This is a genomic window from Streptomyces sp. NPDC002676, assembly GCF_053592455.1.
In genome coordinates this window covers 388460-406781 of the sequence record NZ_JBSFVT010000003.1, presented here as the reverse complement: position 1 = coordinate 406781, position 18322 = coordinate 388460, and the positions used below count along the sequence as shown (strand labels likewise).

15 protein-coding genes and 1 pseudogene are annotated in these 18322 nt (G+C 70.6%); 3 read left to right on the top strand and 13 right to left on the bottom strand.

The window, feature by feature from the left end:
* Positions 1 to 4: 4 nt before the first annotated feature.
* The 3 genes from ACWD3E_RS12170 to ACWD3E_RS12160 form a co-directional block, all read right to left on the bottom strand.
* Positions 5 to 1822, bottom strand: coding sequence for a bifunctional metallophosphatase/5'-nucleotidase (locus ACWD3E_RS12170; protein WP_451387446.1), 1818 nt, complete (start codon positions 1820 to 1822; stop codon positions 5 to 7).
* A 319-nt stretch (positions 1823 to 2141) separates the two neighbouring features.
* On the bottom strand, positions 2142 to 2615 hold the full coding sequence (locus ACWD3E_RS12165; RefSeq protein ID WP_451387445.1) for a hypothetical protein: 474 nt from the start codon (positions 2613 to 2615) through the stop codon (positions 2142 to 2144).
* A gap of 193 nt (positions 2616 to 2808) precedes the next feature.
* Positions 2809 to 4092, bottom strand: coding sequence for an adenylosuccinate synthase (locus ACWD3E_RS12160; protein ID WP_451355025.1), 1284 nt, complete (start codon positions 4090 to 4092; stop codon positions 2809 to 2811).
* 196 nt (positions 4093 to 4288) lie between these two features.
* On the opposite strand from ACWD3E_RS12160, the gene ACWD3E_RS12155 reads away from it, so the two are divergent.
* The 3 genes and pseudogenes from ACWD3E_RS12155 to ACWD3E_RS12145 all read left to right on the top strand — a co-directional run.
* On the top strand, positions 4289 to 5137 hold the full coding sequence (locus tag ACWD3E_RS12155; protein WP_451387444.1) for a diacylglycerol kinase: 849 nt from the start codon (positions 4289 to 4291) through the stop codon (positions 5135 to 5137).
* A 153-nt stretch (positions 5138 to 5290) separates the two neighbouring features.
* A complete protein-coding gene (locus tag ACWD3E_RS12150) occupies positions 5291 to 6802 on the top strand; it encodes an APC family permease (protein ID WP_451387443.1) in 1512 nt (503 codons plus the stop codon).
* 79 nt (positions 6803 to 6881) lie between these two features.
* Positions 6882 to 7040, top strand: a pseudogene (locus tag ACWD3E_RS12145) (ABC transporter permease); the annotation flags it as partial.
* Between the two features lie 93 nt (positions 7041 to 7133).
* Here ACWD3E_RS12145 and ACWD3E_RS12140 read toward each other — a convergent pair.
* The 10 genes from ACWD3E_RS12140 to ACWD3E_RS12095 form a co-directional block, all read right to left on the bottom strand.
* Positions 7134 to 8363 carry a cytochrome P450 gene (locus ACWD3E_RS12140; RefSeq protein ID WP_451387442.1) on the bottom strand — a complete coding sequence of 410 codons (1230 nt, stop codon included), beginning with the start codon at positions 8361 to 8363 and terminating at the stop codon, positions 7134 to 7136.
* Between the two features lie 19 nt (positions 8364 to 8382).
* The gene (locus ACWD3E_RS12135) at positions 8383 to 9048 is read right to left on the bottom strand and encodes a response regulator (protein WP_451387441.1); all 666 of its coding nucleotides are present in this window, start codon (positions 9046 to 9048) and stop codon (positions 8383 to 8385) included.
* The gene (locus tag ACWD3E_RS12130) at positions 9045 to 10406 is read right to left on the bottom strand and encodes a sensor histidine kinase (protein ID WP_451387440.1); all 1362 of its coding nucleotides are present in this window, start codon (positions 10404 to 10406) and stop codon (positions 9045 to 9047) included. The genes ACWD3E_RS12135 and ACWD3E_RS12130 overlap by 4 nt, the downstream gene beginning before the upstream one ends.
* A 127-nt stretch (positions 10407 to 10533) precedes the next feature.
* Complete coding sequence (locus ACWD3E_RS12125; protein WP_451387439.1) at positions 10534 to 11214, bottom strand: response regulator; 681 nt, start codon at positions 11212 to 11214, stop codon at positions 10534 to 10536.
* The gene (locus ACWD3E_RS12120) at positions 11211 to 12590 is read right to left on the bottom strand and encodes a sensor histidine kinase (RefSeq protein WP_451387438.1); all 1380 of its coding nucleotides are present in this window, start codon (positions 12588 to 12590) and stop codon (positions 11211 to 11213) included. The genes ACWD3E_RS12125 and ACWD3E_RS12120 overlap by 4 nt, the downstream gene beginning before the upstream one ends.
* Before the next feature lie 10 nt (positions 12591 to 12600).
* On the bottom strand, positions 12601 to 13815 hold the full coding sequence (locus ACWD3E_RS12115) for an acyltransferase family protein (protein WP_451387437.1): 1215 nt from the start codon (positions 13813 to 13815) through the stop codon (positions 12601 to 12603).
* Entirely contained in the window at positions 13808 to 14860 is a 1053-nt protein-coding gene (locus ACWD3E_RS12110; RefSeq protein WP_451387436.1) for an alpha/beta hydrolase, read from the bottom strand. The genes ACWD3E_RS12115 and ACWD3E_RS12110 overlap by 8 nt, the downstream gene beginning before the upstream one ends.
* Before the next feature lie 162 nt (positions 14861 to 15022).
* Positions 15023 to 15940 (bottom strand): alpha/beta hydrolase, encoded by a 918-nt coding sequence (locus ACWD3E_RS12105; protein ID WP_451387435.1) that lies wholly within the window; start codon positions 15938 to 15940, stop codon positions 15023 to 15025.
* A 204-nt stretch (positions 15941 to 16144) separates the two neighbouring features.
* The gene (gene kynU, locus ACWD3E_RS12100) at positions 16145 to 17356 is read right to left on the bottom strand and encodes a kynureninase (protein WP_451387434.1); all 1212 of its coding nucleotides are present in this window, start codon (positions 17354 to 17356) and stop codon (positions 16145 to 16147) included.
* Positions 17349 to 18197 (bottom strand): tryptophan 2,3-dioxygenase family protein, encoded by an 849-nt coding sequence (locus ACWD3E_RS12095; protein ID WP_451387433.1) that lies wholly within the window; start codon positions 18195 to 18197, stop codon positions 17349 to 17351. The genes kynU and ACWD3E_RS12095 overlap by 8 nt, the downstream gene beginning before the upstream one ends.
* Between the last annotated feature and the right edge of the window lie 125 nt (positions 18198 to 18322).

Here is an 18322-nt window from a genome sequence, read left to right as displayed (position 1 = left end):
CCGGTCAGAAGACCGGCGTACCGTCCTGCGTCAGCTTCCAGTTGGAGTCCGCGAAGTCGGCCGGGTCCAGCGTCTTCTTCGCCGTGACGTAGTCGATCATCAGCTGGCGGATCTCGTTGGTGGAGCTGTAGGCGATGTCGGCCGTGGCGATGTGCGGGTAGCCCGAACCGCCGTTCGCCCGGTAGTTGTTGACGGCCACCACGAAGACCTGGCTGTCGGAGATCGGGGCACCGTTGTACGTGAGGTTCTTGATCCGCGAACCCTCCGGCTGGGCGATGTCGATCTCGTAGTCGACGCCCGCCGCCGTGTCGTACATGTAGTCCCAGAACTTGTTGGCGTTCGTGAGGGTCGCGGTGTCGACCTTCGTGCCGGACGGGACCTGGTGGTAGTACTTCGCCGCGTACTCCAGGTAGTCCTTGAGCTGGGCGCCCGTCAGCTTCTTGCCGTACAGGGTGTTGTCGTAGATGTAGAGGCCGGCGATGTCCTTGATGGTGACGCTGCCCTGCGGGATGTCGGCCGTGCGGCTGAAGGGGGCCGCGACCGAGATGAGCGGGAGGGCCGCGTCGGCCGTCGAGAGGCCCGACTTCACGCTCTCCATCTGCACCTTGTGGATGAAGTCCATGATCGGCACGTCCTTCCAGCAGGAGTCCGCCGCCGAGAGGTCCTGCGTGCAGGTGCCGACCGCCGTGTTGACGTACTTCACGACCAGCTCGTGGTCGGCCTCCAGGAGCTTCTTGATCTCCGCGTCCTCTTCCACGTCCTTCGGGTTGAGGGTCTGGGCCTTCTTGCTGGTGACCTTCCACTGCCCGTGGTGGAGTTCGAGCTCGAAGTCGAAGACGCTCAGGCGGAAGCCCCAGCAGTACGGCTCGGAGAGGAGCACGTCCTGGCCCGTCTGCGCGTTCTTGACGGTGTAGGACGGGACTTCGACATGGGTGTGGCCGACGAGGATCGCGTCGATGCCCGGGACCTGCTCGGCGACGAGGTTGGAGGCGTTCTCCACGTAGGGGAGCGAGTCGCCCCAGGACGAGGAGCCGTCCATGCCGGAGTGGTCGGTGAGGAAGACGACGTCACAGCCGAGGGCGCGCAGGCGCGGGACGTACTTCTTCGCCTGCTCCACCAGGCCCGGGAACACCAGCTTCCCGCTGACGTTGTCCTTGTCCCACAGGGCGATGCCGGGGTTGGTGAGGCCGAGGATGCCGACCGTGATGTCGGGGGCGTCCGGCACGCAGATGCGCTTCACGGTGTACGGCCGGAAGGCGGGGCGCAGCGTCTTCGCGTCGAGCGCGTTGGCACCGAGGAGCGGGAAGCGGCACTGGCGCTCGAACTTGCGCAGGGTGTCGATGCCGTAGTTGAACTCGTGGTTGCCGAGGGCGGCGGCGTCGTAGCGCATGTGGTTCATGGCGACGGCCATCGGGTGCTTGGGGCCGTCCTCGCCGTCGGTGCCCGTGATCGGGTCGACGCGGGCGAAGTAGTAGGCCAGGGAGGTGCCCTGGATGATGTCGCCGGCGTCGACGAGCAGGACCCGCTCCTCGCCCTTCGCCTCGCGCTGCTGCTTGATGAGGGTGGCGACCCGGGCCACGCCACAGGAGTTGCCGGCCTTGTCGGTGTAGGGCTGGTCCTTGTAGTAGTCCCAGTCGAAGACATGGCTGTGCAGGTCGGTGGTGCCCAGGATGGAGAACGAATAGGTGCGCGGCGCCTTTTCGTTCTGCTGGTCGTCCGCGTGGGCGGGGGTCGCCGCGACGGTCCCCGCGGCGGCGACGGCCGCGCCGGTGACGGCCGACTTCTTCACGAACTCCCGGCGGTTCATGGGACTGACGGGCATACGAGGCTCCTGGGAGGGCTGGATTTGCGGAGGTTCCGTGCGAGTGCCGTACGGGGGCTACCCGCGTAGATGCTTGCCTCGCCTTGTTCTCTCCGGAACCACGAGAAACCCAAGGGAAGGTCAAGGAATTTCATGTCCATGACCGGCCCTGGGCGGATTCACCAAGCCCTCAACAGCTGTACCGCCGGAGTTGGTTGCCGTCTGGGACGCAAACAGCCCGCACGGAACGCGGAACCGCCCGCCGGTCGCGCCCGGAGGCGGAGCGGCGGGCGGTCGAGGCGCCCGTGGAGGGGAGTACGTCCTTGCGGTCGGCGCGGGATCAGCGCGGGTCGACGTCGCCGAAGTTCCAGATGAGGACGTCCGTACCGGTCGGCTGCTGGATGTGCAGGGTGAGGTTGTGGAAGGTCGCCGAGATCAGGTGCACCCTCCAGTTGCCGTTCGGGCAGACGTCACGCGAGGAGGGGTTGGGCGGCGACTGGAGCGAGGTCGTGAACGTGATCTGGCCCGCGTGCGGGGTGATGTCCTGGGTCGGGCCCTGAAGGAACTGGAAGAACGCGGGGTGACCGTTGACCACCCTGCCGTTTCCGGGGTTGGTGCAGACGTACTGGGTCTCGACCTGGTCCGCCGTCAGGAAGACCCTCGCGGGACCGGTGCCAAGTCCAGCGGCCTTGCCGCTGCACTCGGCAGTCGCACGGTTGTTGCTGATCGTCTTGGTGCAGGTGGGCTCCCCGATGAAGTGCGGGTTGGCCGCCAGCGCGGGCGTCACCCCGATACCGAGGGCCATCAGCGTCATGGCGAGAAGCCTGAGGACTCGACGCACGTGCGTCTCCACTTCGTATGGTCGACTGTGTCATCCCCCTGAGAGGACGTCAGAGTCATACCGCACATACACCCCAATACATCCAGAAATACTCCGAATGCCGACATAAATGGTCCCCGCCGGAATTCATCCGACGGGGACCGAAAGCGCACCGAGCAGGGGCGGTCTACAGGAACGAGTTGATCTCGATCGTCTCGTCCCGGCCCGGGCCCACGCCGATCGCGGAGATCGGGGCGCCGGACATCTCCTCCAGCGCCTTGACGTAGCCCTGCGCGTTCTTCGGCAGGTCGGAGAAGGACTTCGCCTTGGTGATGTCCTCGGACCAGCCCGGCAGCATCTCGTAGACGGGCTTCGCGTGGTGGAAGTCGGTCTGCGAGTAGGGCAGCTCCTCGACGCGCTTGCCGTCGATCTCGTAGGCCACGCAGACCGGGATCTGCTCCCAGCCGGTGAGGACGTCGAGCTTGGTGAGGAAGAAGTCCGTCAGACCGTTCACGCGGGTCGCGTAGCGGGCGATCACCGCGTCGAACCAGCCGCAGCGGCGGTCACGGCCGGTGGTCACGCCCCGCTCGCCGCCGATGCGGCGCAGCGCCTCGCCGTCCTCGTCGAACAGCTCCGTCGGGAACGGGCCGGCGCCGACGCGGGTCGTGTACGCCTTCAGGATGCCGATGACGCGGCTGATCTTCGTCGGGCCCACACCGGCGCCGGTGCAGGCACCACCGGCGGTCGGGTTGGAGGAGGTGACGAAGGGGTACGTGCCGTGGTCGATGTCGAGGAGGGTGCCCTGACCGCCCTCGAACAGGACGACCTTGTCGTCCTCCAGCGCCTGGTTGAGGACCAGCACGGTGTCGGTGACGTACGGCTTGATCTGCTCGGCGTAGCCCAGCAGCTCCTCGACCACCTGGTCGACGGCGATGGCACGCCGGTTGTACAGCTTGGTGAGCAGCTGGTTCTTGACGTCGAGGGCCGCCTCGACCTTCTGCGTCAGGATCGACTCGTCGTACAGGTCCTGGACCCGGATGCCGACGCGGTTGATCTTGTCCGCGTAGGTCGGGCCGATTCCGCGCCCCGTCGTACCGATCTTCCTCTTCCCGAGGAAGCGTTCCGTCACCTTGTCGACGGTCACGTTGTACGGCGTGATGATGTGCGCGTTACCGCTGATCAGGAGCTTTGACGTGTCGACGCCGCGCTCGTTCAGACCGCTCAGCTCGGAGAGCAGGACCGAGGGGTCGACAACGACACCGTTACCGATGACCGGCGTACAGCCGGGCGAGAGGATTCCGGAAGGGAGGAGGTGGAGAGCATACTTCTGGTCGCCGACGACCACCGTGTGGCCGGCGTTGTTGCCGCCCTGGTATCGGACGACATAGTCCACCGAGCCACCGAGCAGGTCGGTGGCCTTCCCCTTGCCTTCGTCACCCCACTGAGCACCGAGCAGCACAAGTGCGGGCACGCGCGTACACCCCTTCCGGGCGGGGCATGTCCAAGGTCAGGGGCGTGGGCGTAGGGTTCCCGCCGCGTACCACCGCGACCGCCATTGGTCGCACAACCGTCGGACCGGATGCCCCGGAATAGACGAAGCCCCTGGCGCAATAGCGCAAGGGGCTCTTGCACAAAGATGCTACCCGAGGAAGCGAGGCAGGACCGAGGTGGCGACTTTCGCGACGTCCGATCAGCTGCTGGTGATCATCGATCCGGCGGCACGGCATACGGACGGAGAGTCCGTGCGGATCGCGAAAGACGTGCTCAGCGCGGGCGCGACGGCCAAGGTGTGCCTGCCCGACGGACCGGAGGAGTTCGCCCGCGCACTGGGCCGAAGGGGGTCGCGGCGACCGGTCGTGATCGGCGACGACCGCGCCCTGGTCCGGGCCGTGACCCTGCTGCACCGGCAGCGGGAGCTGGCCGGATGCGGACTGTCGGTGGTGCCGGTCGGCGGCGCCGGGCTCGCGGAGTCGCTGGGGGTGCCCGCCGGGGCGGTGGCGGCGGCGCGGGCGGTCCTGGACGGCGTGGAGCGCCGCCTGGACCTGCTCGTGGACGACAGCGACGGAGTGGTCCTGGCCGCGCTGGACATCCCGGCGGTGCCGCCGGCCCCCGCCCAGCTGGTGCCCGTCCCCTCCGGCCGCCCCTGGCTGCGTACGACGTACCGCTCCCTGGTCCGCACCCTGGCCCCGCGTCCCGCCCGGACCGCCACCGCCCCAGCCGGGCCCCACTGCGACTTTGCCCGGCTCCGGGTGGAGGTCGACGGGCTGACGGTCGTGGACCTGGACCAGCCCCTGGAGGCCGTGTCGGTGGCCCCGGGCGCCTCCGGGCTGGCCGAGGTCGAGATCCGCCCGCTGCCGGCGGGTGCGGAGACAACCCCGATACGGACCTCGGGGCACATGCTGACGGTCACGGGCGCGGACTTCCGCTACCGCGCGGACGCGGCGGTGGCGGGGCCGGTACGACGGCGGACCTGGCGGGTGCTGCCGGGGGCGTGGGGCCTCACCCTCCCGGCCTGATAAGCCCCGTTTCTCCCGCCCTCACCCCAGGCTAAAGGTCTGGTGACAAATATTTAACCGCTCCGACCCCTTGAGAGAGGGGTTCCTCCTCCACCATCCTGCTCCATCAAGGCGCGGCTCGACCGCGCATGGCGTCAGGAGAGGGGCCACCCGATGGCAGTGGACGAGGGCGTCGCCCCGGCGGCGGAGACGGACGGCGACGGAACGGTTCACCGGCTGAAACCCAATGCTGTGGGGCTGCTGGGCGTGGTCTTCATGGCCGTCGCCACGGCCGCGCCGATCACCGCGATGACGGGCAACGTGCCCTTCATGGTGTCGGCCGGCAACGGCATCGGGGCACCGGCGAGCTATCTCGTCGCAATGGTTGTCCTGGCAATCTTTTCCGTGGGTTTCACATCGATGGCGAAGCACATCACGTCCACGGGCGCCTTCTACGGCTTCATCTCCTTCGGCCTCGGCCGCACCGCCGGACTCGCCTCCGGGCTGCTGGCGACCTTCGCCTACGTCGTCTTCGAACCCGCCCTCATAGGGATCTTCTCCACCTTCGCGACGACGACCCTGAAGGACCAGACCGGGCTCCACGTGCCGTGGTGGCTCTTCGCGCTGCTCATGCTCGCGATCAACGCGACCGGCACCTGGTTCGGCATTGACGTCGCCGAGAAACTGCTGGTGGCACTGCTCGCGACGGAGGTGACCGTGCTCGCGGCCATGGCCGTCTCGGTCGCCCTCCACGGCGGCGGCCCGCACGGCTTCACCTTCGCGCCGGTCGACCCGGTCAACGCCTTCAAGGGCACGTCCGCCGGGCTCGGGCTCTTCTTCGCCTTCTGGTCCTGGGTCGGCTTCGAGTCGACCGCGATGTACGGCGAGGAGTCCCGCGACCCGAAGAAGATCATCCCCAAGGCGACGATGATCTCCGTCCTCGGCGTCGGCGTCTTCTACGTCCTCGTCTCCTGGATGGCCATCACCGGCAACGGCGAGCGGGAGGCCGTACGTGCGGCGTCCTCCGCCAACCCGCTGGACCTGTTCTTCCTGCCCACCGAGCGCTACGTCGGCCACTGGGCGGTCGACGTCATGCAGTGGCTGATGATCACCGGCTCGCTGGCCTGCGGCATGGCCTTCCACAACTGCGCCGCCCGCTATCTGTACGCCCTGGGCCGCGAAGGCGTCGTGCCCTCGCTGAAGAACACCATCGGCCGCACCCACGCCCGGCACGGCTCCCCGCACATCTCGGGGCTGGTGCAGACGGTCGTCTCCGCCGTCCTGATCGGCGCGTTCTGGATCGCCGCCAAGGACCCGTACACCGGCACCTACGTCCTGCTCGCCATCCTCGGCACCATGGCCATCCTCGTCGTACAGGCCGTGTGCTCCTTCGCGGTGCTGGTGTACTTCCGCTCCCACCACCCCGAGAGCCGCCACTGGTTCCGGACGTTCACCGCGCCGCTGCTCGGCGGCATCGCGATGCTCGCCGTGGTCGTCCTGCTGGTGTCCAACATGAGCGCGGCGGCCGGGCCGGAGTCCGGTTCGCTGGTGCTGAAGGCGACGCCGTGGCTGGTGGCGCTGGTCGCGGCTGCCGGGCTCGGGTACGCGCAGTACCTCAAGCGCTACGCGCCGGAGCGGTACTCGCTGCTGGGGCGGACGGTGCTGGAGGAGACGCAGGAACGCTAGCCCTTTGAGGGTTCAGCCCTGACCGAAGGTCTTGTCGCGGTGCACCCGCCGGCGCTCCATCATGGCCGCGATCTCGCCGGCGGCGGCGAGGAGCCTGCTCGTGGTGGTCCGGCACACCCGGGACGAGGAGGAGTCGGGCCGTCAGGAGCTGCTGCCCTCGGGCGCGGTCGGCCGCCGGGCCCCGCTGACGGCGGCCCTGCTGACGGCCGCGCTCGCGGGCGCCGTCCTGGCCCTGCTGTCACGGCCGGCCTGGCCGTGCTTCCTCCCCCGCCTGTCCCCGGCGTCCTGGGCCCTGGCGAACCGACGACGGAACGGGAACGGGAACGGGTGATCACCCCACCTCGACGCTCAGCCCCTCCAGTCCCCGGATCACGAAGTTCGGCTTTCTCTTCGGCTCCGCCGCCAGGCGCAGCGTCGGGGCCTGATCCAGTAGTGCCGTCATGGAGGCGGCCAGTTCGATGCGGGCCAGGGGGGCGCCGATGCAGTAGTGGATGCCTGCGCTGAAGGAGATGTGGGGGTTGTCCTGGCGGGTGAGGTCCAGGTGGTCGGGGTTGTCGAAAGTCTGCGGGTCGTGGTTGGCGGAGCCGAAGAGCATGGCTATCTCCGAGCCGCGTGGGATCGTCGTGCCGGCGATCTCGATGTCGTCCAGGACCCAGCGCTCGAAGAGCTGCAGCGGAGTGTCGTAGCGCATCAGCTCCTCGATCGCGGACGGGATCAGGCAGTGGTCGGCGCGGAGGGCGGACAGCTGGTCCGGGTTGCGGAACAGGGCCCACCAGCCGTTCACCGTCGCGTTCACCGTGGCCTCGTGGCCCGCGTTGAGGAGCAGGACCGCCGTGGAGATCATTTCCTGTTCCGTCAGCCGGTCGCCCTCGTCGTGCGCCGCGATCAGGCCGGAGATCAGGTCCTCGCCCGGCTCCCTGCGGCGGGCCGCGATCAGCTCGCGCAGGTAGTCCGAGAACTCCAGCGACGCCCGCACCGCCTTCGCCGCCGTCTCCTCCGACGGGTTCAGCTCGTACATCCCGCAGATGTCCGCCGACCAGGGCCGCAGCCAGGCCCGGTCCGGCTCCGGGATGCCCAGCATCTCGGCGATCACCGCGACCGGCAGCGGCTCGGCGACATCTCTCAGCAGGTCGCCACCGCCCGCCGACACCAGGGCCGACACCAGCTCCTCCGCCAGGTTCCGCACGTACGGCCGCAGCCGCTCCACCGTGCGCGGGGTGAACGCCTTCGACACCAGGCGCCGGATCCGGGTGTGGTCCGGCGGCTCCAGGTCGAGCATGCCGTGGTCGTTGAGCGCGTGGAACGGCTCGTGCTCCGGCGGGGGCGGGGTCCGGCCGAAGTCCTCGTGCGAGAAACGGTGCTGGTAGGTGCGGCCCAGGCGGCGGTCGCGCAGCAGCGCCGCGACGTCCGCATGGTGCGGCACCAGCCACTGATCGGTCGGTTCGTACCGGATCACCCGGCCGCGCGCCCGCAGCTCGGCGTAGGCCGGGTACGGGTCGGCGAGGAACGCCGGGTCCCAGGGGTCGAAGGCGAGGTCCGAACCGTCCGCAACAGCTGCCATGAACGGACGCTAGCCCGGTTCACCCCGGCGTGACCAGCCTCGCCTCGTACGCGAACACCGCCGCCTGCGTACGGTCCCGCAGCCCGAGCTTCACCAGGATCCGGCTCACATGCGTCTTGATCGTCGACTCCGCCACCACCAGCCGCTCGGCGATCTCCGCGTTCGACAGGCCCTGCGCGATCAGTACCAGTACCTCCGTCTCCCGTTCCGTCAGCTCCCCGTACGCCGCCTGCGCCGTCGGCATCATGCGCGGCACGTCCGACAGCCGCGAGAACTCCGTGATCAGACGTTTCGTCACCGAGGGCGCCAGCAGGGCCTCCCCGGACGCCACCACCCGCACCCCCTCGGCCAGTTGGCGCGCCGAGGCGTCCTTCAGCAGGAAGCCGGAGGCTCCCGCGCGCAGCGCCTGGTACACGTACTCGTCCAGGTCGAACGTGGTCAGCACCAGCACCTTCGCCGCGCCGTCCGCCGCGACGATCTCCCGGGTCGCGTCGATGCCGTTCAGCTCCGGCATACGGATGTCCATCAGCACCACGTCCGGGGAGAGTTCACGGACGCGCTCCACGGCCTGCCGGCCGTTGACGGCCTCGCCGACGACCTCGATGTCCGGCATCGCGTTCAGCAGGACGGAGAACCCCTCACGGACCATCATCTGGTCGTCCGCGATCAGTACGCGGATGGTCATGCCTCAACCTCGGTGGCTGTGTCGGTGGCGGTGGCCGGCACCGGCAGGAACACCGTCACCTCGTACCCCCCGTCCGCCGTCGGGACCGCCGTCATCTCGCCGTTCAGCATCGAGACCCGCTCCCGCATTCCCGTGATGCCGTGCCCCGCACCGGGCGAAGGCTTTATCAGGGACGGGGCCGGGGGCGGGCCATTGACGACCCGCAGGCCCAGGCCTCCCAGGACGTACCCGATCTCGACCCGCGCGCCCGCCCCGGGCGCGTGCCGCAGCGTGTTGCTCAGCGCCTCCTGCACGATCCGGTACGCCGACAGCTCCACGCCCTGCGGCAGCTCACGCACCGCGCCGGTCACCACCTTCTCCACCTCCAGCCCGGCCTCGCGCACATTGGCGAGCAGCGCGTCCAGGTCGGCGAGGGCGGGCTGCGGGGCGTCCGGGGCCTCGTAGTCCTCCGCGCGGACGACCCCGAGGACCCGGCGCAGCTCGGTCAGGGCCGCCACCGCGTTCTCCCGGATGGTGACGAACGCCTTCTCCAGCTCCGGCGGCGGGTTCTCCACCCGGTAGGGCGCGGCCTCCGCCTGGATGGCGACCACCGACATGTGGTGCGCGACCACGTCGTGCAGTTCCCGGGCGATCGTCGTGCGTTCCTCCAGCAGGGTGCGCCGCGAACGCTCGACCGCGGTCACCGTCTGCTGCGCCGTCACCTCCTGCGCCGCGTCCCTGCGTATGTGCCAGACCGTGACGACCAGCAGGATCAGCGCGGAAACGACCATCATCGGAGCCACGTTGGTGTTGTAGGGCGCGGCGAAGAAGCTCTCGGCGAAGAAGCCGTAGACGCCGGTCAGCACCCAGATCCAGGCCGCGGTGCGTGGGCGGGTGCGTATCGCGACGACCGCGAGCACCACCAGGTGGGAGAAGAAGCTGCCCGGCTGCCACGGCCAGTCGATCCGCTCGTTCCCGCCTACGACCATGGCGGCCGTGGAAGCGGCGAGCGACAGCCAGAACGCACCGGCCGGACGCACCAGGGTCAGCAGGACCGGGGCCAGGGCCAGCAGCCCGCACAGCAGGGACGGCACCCCCGAGTCCTCGGTACCCGCCAGGCCGAGCAGCATCGCCACCAGGCCGAGGGCGACCACCACCGTGTGCGGGGTCCAGGTCGCGTACTCCTTCAGCCGGCCGGACCGGCGGCGCACGAGCGGGCTGTCGGAGTCCAGCCGGGACAGCGGACGATAGGCGAAGGCCTCGTGGAACAGGTCCTGGCGCAGCCCGCTCAGGGCGTCCAACGCCAGCCGGTACTCGGGGCTGCGCGGCCGGCCGGCCGGCCCCGGCGGGGTCGTCTGCATGTGCGTCGTCTCGGTCACATGCAGAACGGTAGGGCCGGGCGGGTGTCACGGTCGTCCCCATGGAGGGGGGTTCTCGGGAGTCCCTCTCAGGTACTACGGGTACCGGGCGGGCCGTACCCGTCGGGGGCCGTAGGAGGCGTCGGGGTCAGCGGGCACCGGGGCGGACCACACCGGACTCGTAGGCGAAGATCGCCGCCTGGGTGCGGTCGCGCAGCCCCAGTTTCACCAGGATCCGGCCCACGTGCGTCTTCACGGTCTGCTCGGCCACCACCAGCCGCTCGGCGATCTCCGCGTTCGAGAAGCCCTGCGCGATCAGCGCCAGCACCTCCGTCTCCCGCTCGGTCAGATCCCCGACGCGGTGCTTGAGCGGGGCCCGGTGGCTGCCGTCCAGGCGGGAGAACTCGTTGATGAGCCGACGCGTGATGCCGGGCGCGAGCAGGGCGTCGCCCGCGGCAACCACCCGCACCGCCTCGGCGAGTTGGTCGGCGGAGGCGTCCTTGAGGAGGAAGCCGGAGGCACCGGCGCGCAGCGCGTCGTACACATGCTCGTCCAGGTCGAAGGTGGTCAGCACGAGCACTCTGATCGCCGGGTTGCCCGCGGTGATGCGGCTGGTCGCCTCGATGCCGCCCATCTCGGGCATCCGGATGTCCATCAGGACCACGTCCGGCGTCAGTTCGGCGACCTTGACGATCGCGTCCATGCCGTCCACAGCCTGCCCGACCACCTCGATGTCGGGCTGGGTGTTGAGCAACACGGTGAAACCCTGCCGGACCATCTGCTGGTCGTCGACGATGAGTACACGGATGGGGCCGGCGCCGCTCGTCATGGGCTCTGATCTCCTGTCGGGAGTGGGTACGGAGGCGGGTACGGGCACGGGGACCCGTCGGAGGAACTGCCCTGCGGGAGGAACGCCGTCACCGTGAAACCGCCGCTCAGGGTGCGCTTCGCGGTCACGTTCCCGCCGAGCATCGCCGCGCGTTCCCGCATGCCCAGCAGGCCGTGACCGGTGCCCGGGGACGGCTGGACCGGATGGCGGGGGCGGGAGTTCATGACGCCCAGGAAGATGCCGTGGGGGAAATGGCTGACCTCCACGCGGACCGTCGAACCCGGGGCGTGCCGCAGGGCGTTGCTCAGCGCCTCCTGCACGATCCGGTACGCCGACAGCTCCACGCCGGGTGAATAGGAGCGGGGCTTGCCGTGCACCTCGATACCGACCTCAAGGCCGGCCGCCCTGGTGTTCTCCAGCAACGCGTCCAGCCGGGAGAGGTCCGGCTGCGGGGCGTCCGGGGCCGGTTCGCCCGGTGCGCCGGGGTCGCCGGGCGTCTCGGAGCGCAGGACACCGAGAACGCGGCGCAGTTCGGTCAGCGCCTCCAGGGCGTTGTCGCGGATCCCGGCGAGGTTCTCCTTCAGCTCCTGTGACGGGTTCTCCACCAGGTGGGGCGCCACCTGGGCCTGGATGGAGATCACCGACATGTGGTGGGCGACCACGTCGTGCAACTCTCGGGCGATACGGCTGCGCTCCTCCAGCAGGGTGCGGCGGGCGCGCTCCTCCGCGGTGATCGTCGTCTGCCGGACCAGTTGGGTACGGGCCTCGCTCCGGCTGCGCAGGACCGTGCCGACGAGGGCGGCGACCGCGAACAGGGCCACCGCCACGACGCCGGTCGCCGAGTAGCGCTGGGCGCCCATGACGCCTTCCAGGAAGTACGTCGTCAGGGCGGTCGTGCCGAGGGCGCCGAGAGTACCGCGGATCTCGACACGCAGGGCGAGCAGCACGAACACGGCCATCTGGGCCAGCAGGGCCGGAGTGCTCCAGGGCCAGTTGGGGCCGTTGTGGATCGGGGACAACTCCAGGCTGTGCCGGACGAGCAGGGCGGCGACCGTGGCACCGGTCAGGGACAGGACCCAGGCGGGAACGGGGCGCCAGAGGGCCAGGACGACGGCGGTGCCCTGGATGAGGCCGGTCAGGAGGGCGACCGGGGTCGTGAAGCGGTAGCTGTCGGTCAGTTCGGAGCCGCCGCCCAGGGCTATGCCCAGGGCTACGTAGCAGGTGATCAGGTAGGTGAGGAGGCGGAGCCAGCGGTGGCGGGAGAAGGGGGGTGAGTTCGGGGAGGGGTTTTCTCCCAGCCAGGTGAGAAGGCGGGTTCGGCGGGTTCCTGTGAGTGCGGATGTGCGGCTCTCGGTGTTGGGGTCCGCGGCTTTCACTTGATCAAGGTTAGGCATTGTGCGGGGTCTTTGTCGGAGGCAGGTGGCGGTGGAGCACGCGGGAGGGACGGTTCCGGACGCGGCGGGGGCCCTGTTCGTAGGAGCGGAACGTCGTCCAGCAGACGGCCAGGACGAGAGCGAAGACCGGGAGCCAGGCCAGGCGGGCCGCGACCCAGGTCAGGTCGTCCGGTGAGGTGTGCAGGCCGGGCAGGCGGGCGGCGGGGAGGGTGGCTGCCGTGGTGGCCATCAGAGCCGTCTGGTGCCAGAGGTAGATCGTCATTGCGGAGAGGTTGACCAGGGCCGTCGCCGACCAGGCCAACGGGCGGGACATCGCGCGGCGCAGGCGGTCGCGGAGCAGGAGGGCCAGGCCGCACTGGGCCAGGCCGAACGTGACGGCCGCCAGGGTCGGCGGGTCGAGGTTGGAGACCTTTGCGCCGGGGACGCCGACCATGGACGCCGGGTACCCCGCGCAGATGATGAGGGCCGCCGTGGCCGCCGTACCGCCGAGGAAGAGGACCCAGCCCGCTCGGCGGCTGTCCAGCTCGCCCCGGGTCCAGGCGGCGCCGAGGGTGTACGGGACCAGCCAGCCCGCCGCCACGTTCGCCCAGGCGAGCCAGGACGGGCCGAGGTGCAGGCCGAAGCGCAGGACGTCCACGTGCAGGACCACGGCCAGAGGCCAGAGCGGGTTGAGGCGGGTGAGGAGCGGGGTCGCGGCCGTCAACGCCGCGAAGACCAGGAGGAACCAGAGGGGGGACAGGGCGAGTTTGAGAAGTGTGTGGATCGTGGCGAAGGGGGTGCCGACGAGCACGAGGGCCGTTGCCACCACCGTCCAGAGGGCCAGGAGGGCCACCACCGGGCGGAGCAGACGAGTCAGGCGGGCGCGCAGCCACTGGCCGTAGGTCTCGCCCCTGGCGACGGCCGAGGCGTGACTTCGAGTAGCCACATGGCCGCCGACCAGGAAGAACACGGCCAGGGTCTGGAAGAGCCAGGAGATCGGGGCCAGCCAGGGCATGTGCTGCAGCGGGCTTGCCGTGTGCAGTTCGCCGTCCCCGGCGACCAGTGCCGTGACCAGCCAGTGGCCCAGGACCACACCGAGGATCGCGTAGGCGCGGAGTGCGTCGACCGCGCGGTCCCGGGAGGTGGGGGTGGCCCTGTCGACCCGGTGGACAGCCTGGCGGAAGGTGCGGAGCGGGTGGCGCTGGTGGCGTGCGGACTGTTCAGGCACGGGTCACCTCCGAGGTCTCGCCGAGGGTGATCCGGGCCAGGTTGGCGAGGGAGGCCGAGCCCGGGGTGAAGTAGCCGCTGTGGCCGGCGCCGGCGGCATCGAAGACCCGGGCGCCGAAGGCGCGGGAGGCCGGGTCGGCGCCGAAGCCGATGGTGGTGCCGAAGAGTTGGGCGCTGACGTGTGGCACGTGTGCGATCCAGTCGGCGCTGCCTCGGGCCGCCCAGACCCGGGCCCGGGTGTGCAGGGCGGCCACTGAGTCCGCACCCGTGCCGGGGCTGCCGACCAGGGCTATGTCGTCCGCGTCCAGCCCCTGGGCGGCACGGCCGCAGACGACCGAGCCGTAGGAGTGGCAGAGGAGGGAGACGCGGGCCCTCGGCGGGGCGATCCGGTGGAGGTCGCGGACGAAGTCGCGCAGGTGGGGCGCCGCTTCGTCGGCCCGGGTGGTGGTCGTCACCGTCGTGCTGACCGTGGCCGGGGTCGTGTAGCCGAGCCAGGCGATCACGGCCACGCGGGTACGGGTGGCGGCGGGGGCCCGGTGCGTGAGGTCGGAGTAGAGGGCCGACGCGCCCTTGTGGAAACGGGCGTAGGTGTCGAGGGATGTGTCGGAGCCCGGGACCAGGACCGCGATGCTGGTCGCGTGGGAGAGATCGCCCAGGACCTCCGTCGCACGGCCGGCGCCATGGCCGTCGTACGCGAGGAGGTGGCGGGACGGGGCGGCCAGCACACGGTCGGCTGCGGCGCGGTGCGGATCGCCGTCGGCGGCGGCCATGCGGGCGGCTTCGGTCGCGTCGGCCCGGTTCGCCTCGTAGGCGGCGGTGAGGGTGGCCGGGGTGAGAGGGGAGGCGAGGGTGGCCGGAGGTGGAGCAGGGATTTCCGGGCGTGCCGCGGCGGAGAGGGGAGCGACGATGGCGGTGGTGAGGAGGGTGGTGAGGAGAGCGCGGCGGAGTCGGGAGCTGCGCTGCGTTCTCTTGTGCGGGTGGCTCTCGTGGGGCCGGCTCGTCGTCGGCGGCTGCGGGTCGTACCGCGTGGCGGTGGTGAGCCCCATGGTCGGCTTCCTCTCAGTTCGCCCGGCCATCGGGCTGCACTGACAAGGAAGTTAGAAATCGGGGCGTGTCGTTCGCGTCCCACCAGGGAGCTGTTCTGGCGCGTAGCTCTCAGGTACTACGGGTATGACCGGGGCCGCCCCGGAAGGGGCGAACCCCGGCCCTCACCACGCCAGTTGCGCGATCTCCTCCGCCACCACCGCGCACGCGTCCGCCGCCGGGTCGATCAGCGGGAAGTGGCCCACGTCCTGCAGCAGGGTCAGGCCCGCCAGCTCCCCCGCCTTCGCCGCCGCGTCCGCGTACGCCTCGGCCACCGCCTGCGGCACCACCAGGTCGCAGCGGCCCTGGACCAGCGTCGTGGCGATGCCCGTGGGGAGCAGGAGGACCGGGTCCGCGTACGGCCGGCGTTCGGCGAAGTGCCCTTTTCCGCCCAGGAGTTGCAGTGCGGCGTTGCCGCAGACGTCCAGCTTCTCCGCCACCTCGAAGTCCGCGATCGGCGCCAGCGCGACCACGCCCCGCAGCGGGGTCGGACGGTCGGTGCGCCAGGGGGCGTCGGCGGGCAGGACGTGCCGGGCCGCCGCCCACAGGGCCAGGTGGCCGCCCGCCGAGTGGCCGGTGAGCACCGTGCGGCGCGGGTCGGCCTGCGGGAGCGCCTCGCGGACCAGGCCGGGCAGGGCGTCCAGGGCGGCGGCGACGTCGTCGAAGGTGTCCGGCCAGCGGCCCGCGAGCGGGGTGCCCTCGTCCCCTTCGGCCCCCTTGCTCTGCTCCGGGATGGGGCCGCCGCCCCGCCGGTACTCCATGTTGGCCACCGCGAAGCCCCTGTGGGACAGGTAGTCCGCGAACGGGGTGATGTGGCGGCGGTCGTAGCGGGCGCGCCAGGCGCCGCCGTGCAGGAGCACGACCAGCGGGGCGAGGGAATCGGGGGCGAGCGGGGAGTCCGGGCCGGTGCGGGGGGCGTAGAAGTCGATCACCTGGTCGGGGTGGTCGCCGTACGTGGCGCTGACGTCGGGGTCTACCGGGGGGTGCGAGAAGGCAGACTCCTCCTCGGCGGCGGCGCGGGCTGCTGCGGCGTCGTCCGGCATGCTCCAACCTCTCAGCGATGGAACGGGTTTGGCGATTCTTCGTCGACCGTTGGCGGGGACGGTATCAGGCCGGTGACGTGCGGCAACATGGGGATGTCACGCAGGGTGAGGGGAAACGGTTCTGTGGCCCGTTGTGCGGCAGGGGCCGGGCAGGAGCCGTCGCCGCCCCGCCCAGCCCCAGCCTCTCCGCCAGGCCCTGTCGGCCTAGCCCAGCACCTCTCCCAGCACCCGCGCCGCCCGCTCCACGTCCCCAAAGCTCACGTACAGCGGCGTGAACCCGAAGCGGAGCACGTCCGGGTGGCGGAAGTCGCCCACCACACCCCTCGCGATCAGGCGTTTCATCACCTCACCGGCGTCCGGGCAGCGCAGCGCGACCTGGCTGCCGCGTTCCTCGTGGCGCTCCGGGGTGACCGACTCGACCCGGCCGGGCTCGGTGTACGCCGCCACGCACTCCAGGAAGAAGTCGGTCAGGGCCAGGGACTTCGCCCGGACCGCGGCGACCGAGACCTCGTCCCAGACCTCCAGGGCCGCCTCCAGGGCCAGCATGGAGAGGATGTCCGGGGTACCGACCCGGCCGCGCAGGGCGCCCGGTGCCGGGGCGTACGACGGGCTCATGCCGAACGGGTCGGTGTGCGAGTTCCAGCCGGGCAGCGGGGAGTCGAAGCGGTCCTGCAGCTCGTGCCGCACGTACAGGTACGCCGGCGAACCGGGGCCGCCGTTCAGGTACTTGTAGGTGCAGCCGACCGCCAGGTCGACCCCGTGCTCGTCCAGCCCCACCGGCAGGGCGCCCGCGCTGTGGCACAGGTCCCAGACGGCGTACGCGCCCGCCGCGTGCACCGCGGCCGTCAGGGACGGCAGGTCGTGCAGGCGGCCGGTGCGGTAGTCGACGTGGTTGAGCAGCACCGCCGCCGTGCGCCCGCTGAGCGCGTCCGGCACCTGCGCCGGGGTGACCGCGCGCAGCGTGCGGCCGGTCAGGCGGGCGGCCGACTCGGCGATGTAGCCGTCCGTGGGGAACGTCGTCGCGTCCACCAGGATCTCGTCCCGGCCCTCGCCCGCCATGCGAACGGCTGCCACAACCGCCTTGAACACATTGACACTCGTGGAGTCGCCGACAACGATCTGGCCCGGTGCCGCGCCGACCAGCGGGGCGATCCGGTCGCCGATCCGCTCCGGCGCCGTCCACCAGCCGCTCTCCTCCCAGGAGCGGATGCGCAGTTCGCCCCACTGTCTGCGGACGACGTCCTCGACCCGGCCCGGCACGTTCGCCGGCAGGGCGCCGAGCGAGTTCCCGTCCAGGTAGACGCCCGCGGAGCCGGCCGCATGACCGGACACGGTGTCCAGGACGAAACGGGAGCGCAGCGGGGCCAGTTCGTCCGCCGCGTCCAGCTTCTCCGCACGCAACGCGAACTCAGACATGCGACCTCGCCGTCCACAGCTCCGGGAACACGTTCTTGCGGGCGCGCTTCTCCAGCCAGGCCACGCCCGCCGAGCCGCCCGTGCCGGGCTTGGCGCCCATCGCGCGGCGGGTGGCGACCAGGTGGTCGTTGCGCCAGCGCCACACCAGTTCGGCCACGTCCGACAACGCTTCGCCGAGACGGGCGAGTTCGGCGTTCTGGTCGCCGGAGTAGATCTCCGCCCAGGCCGCCTCGACGGCGTCGGAGGGCTCGTAGCGCTGGGTCAGGTCCCGGTTCAGCACGTCCGCGGGGATCGCGTGCCCGCGCCGGGCGAGGAGCCGTACGACCTCGTCGTACAGGCTCGGCTCGTGCAGCGCCTTCTCCAGTTCCGCGTGGACGCGGGGGGCACCGCGGTGCGGGACGAGCATGGACGCGGACTTCTCGCCGAGCAGGAACTCCAGGCGCCGGTACATCGCCGACTGGAAGCCGGAGCCCTCGCCGAGGGCGGAGCGGTACGCGTTGAACTGCGCCGGGGTCAGCTGGCCGAGCGGCTTCCAGGAGGCGTTCAGCGCCTCCAGCTCCCGTACGGAACGCTTCAGCGCGTCGATCGCCACCGGCACCCGCTCCTCGCGCAGGGCGCGTGCCGCGGTCTCCCACTCGTGCACGATGACCGTGAACCACAGCTCCATGACCTGGGTCGTCACCAGGAAGACCATCTCTCCGGGGTCGTCGGAGAGGGTGTGCTGGAGGTGGGTGAGCACGTCCGCCTTGACGTAGTCCTCGTACGGCGTCGTACCCGCGAAGTCGAGATGCGGGGTCTCGGGCTCCTGAGTCTCCAAGGACCTATGAGCCTGTTGGGACATCGCTGTCTCCTGCTGTTGCTCCGGGTAGCGGTCCGCCCCTGCCGATGCCGGCACGGGGGCCCCGGTCCCCAATCGCATCCTCCGCGATCACCCCCCGCGCGGCAAGGCCCGTCTGGTGCCAGACG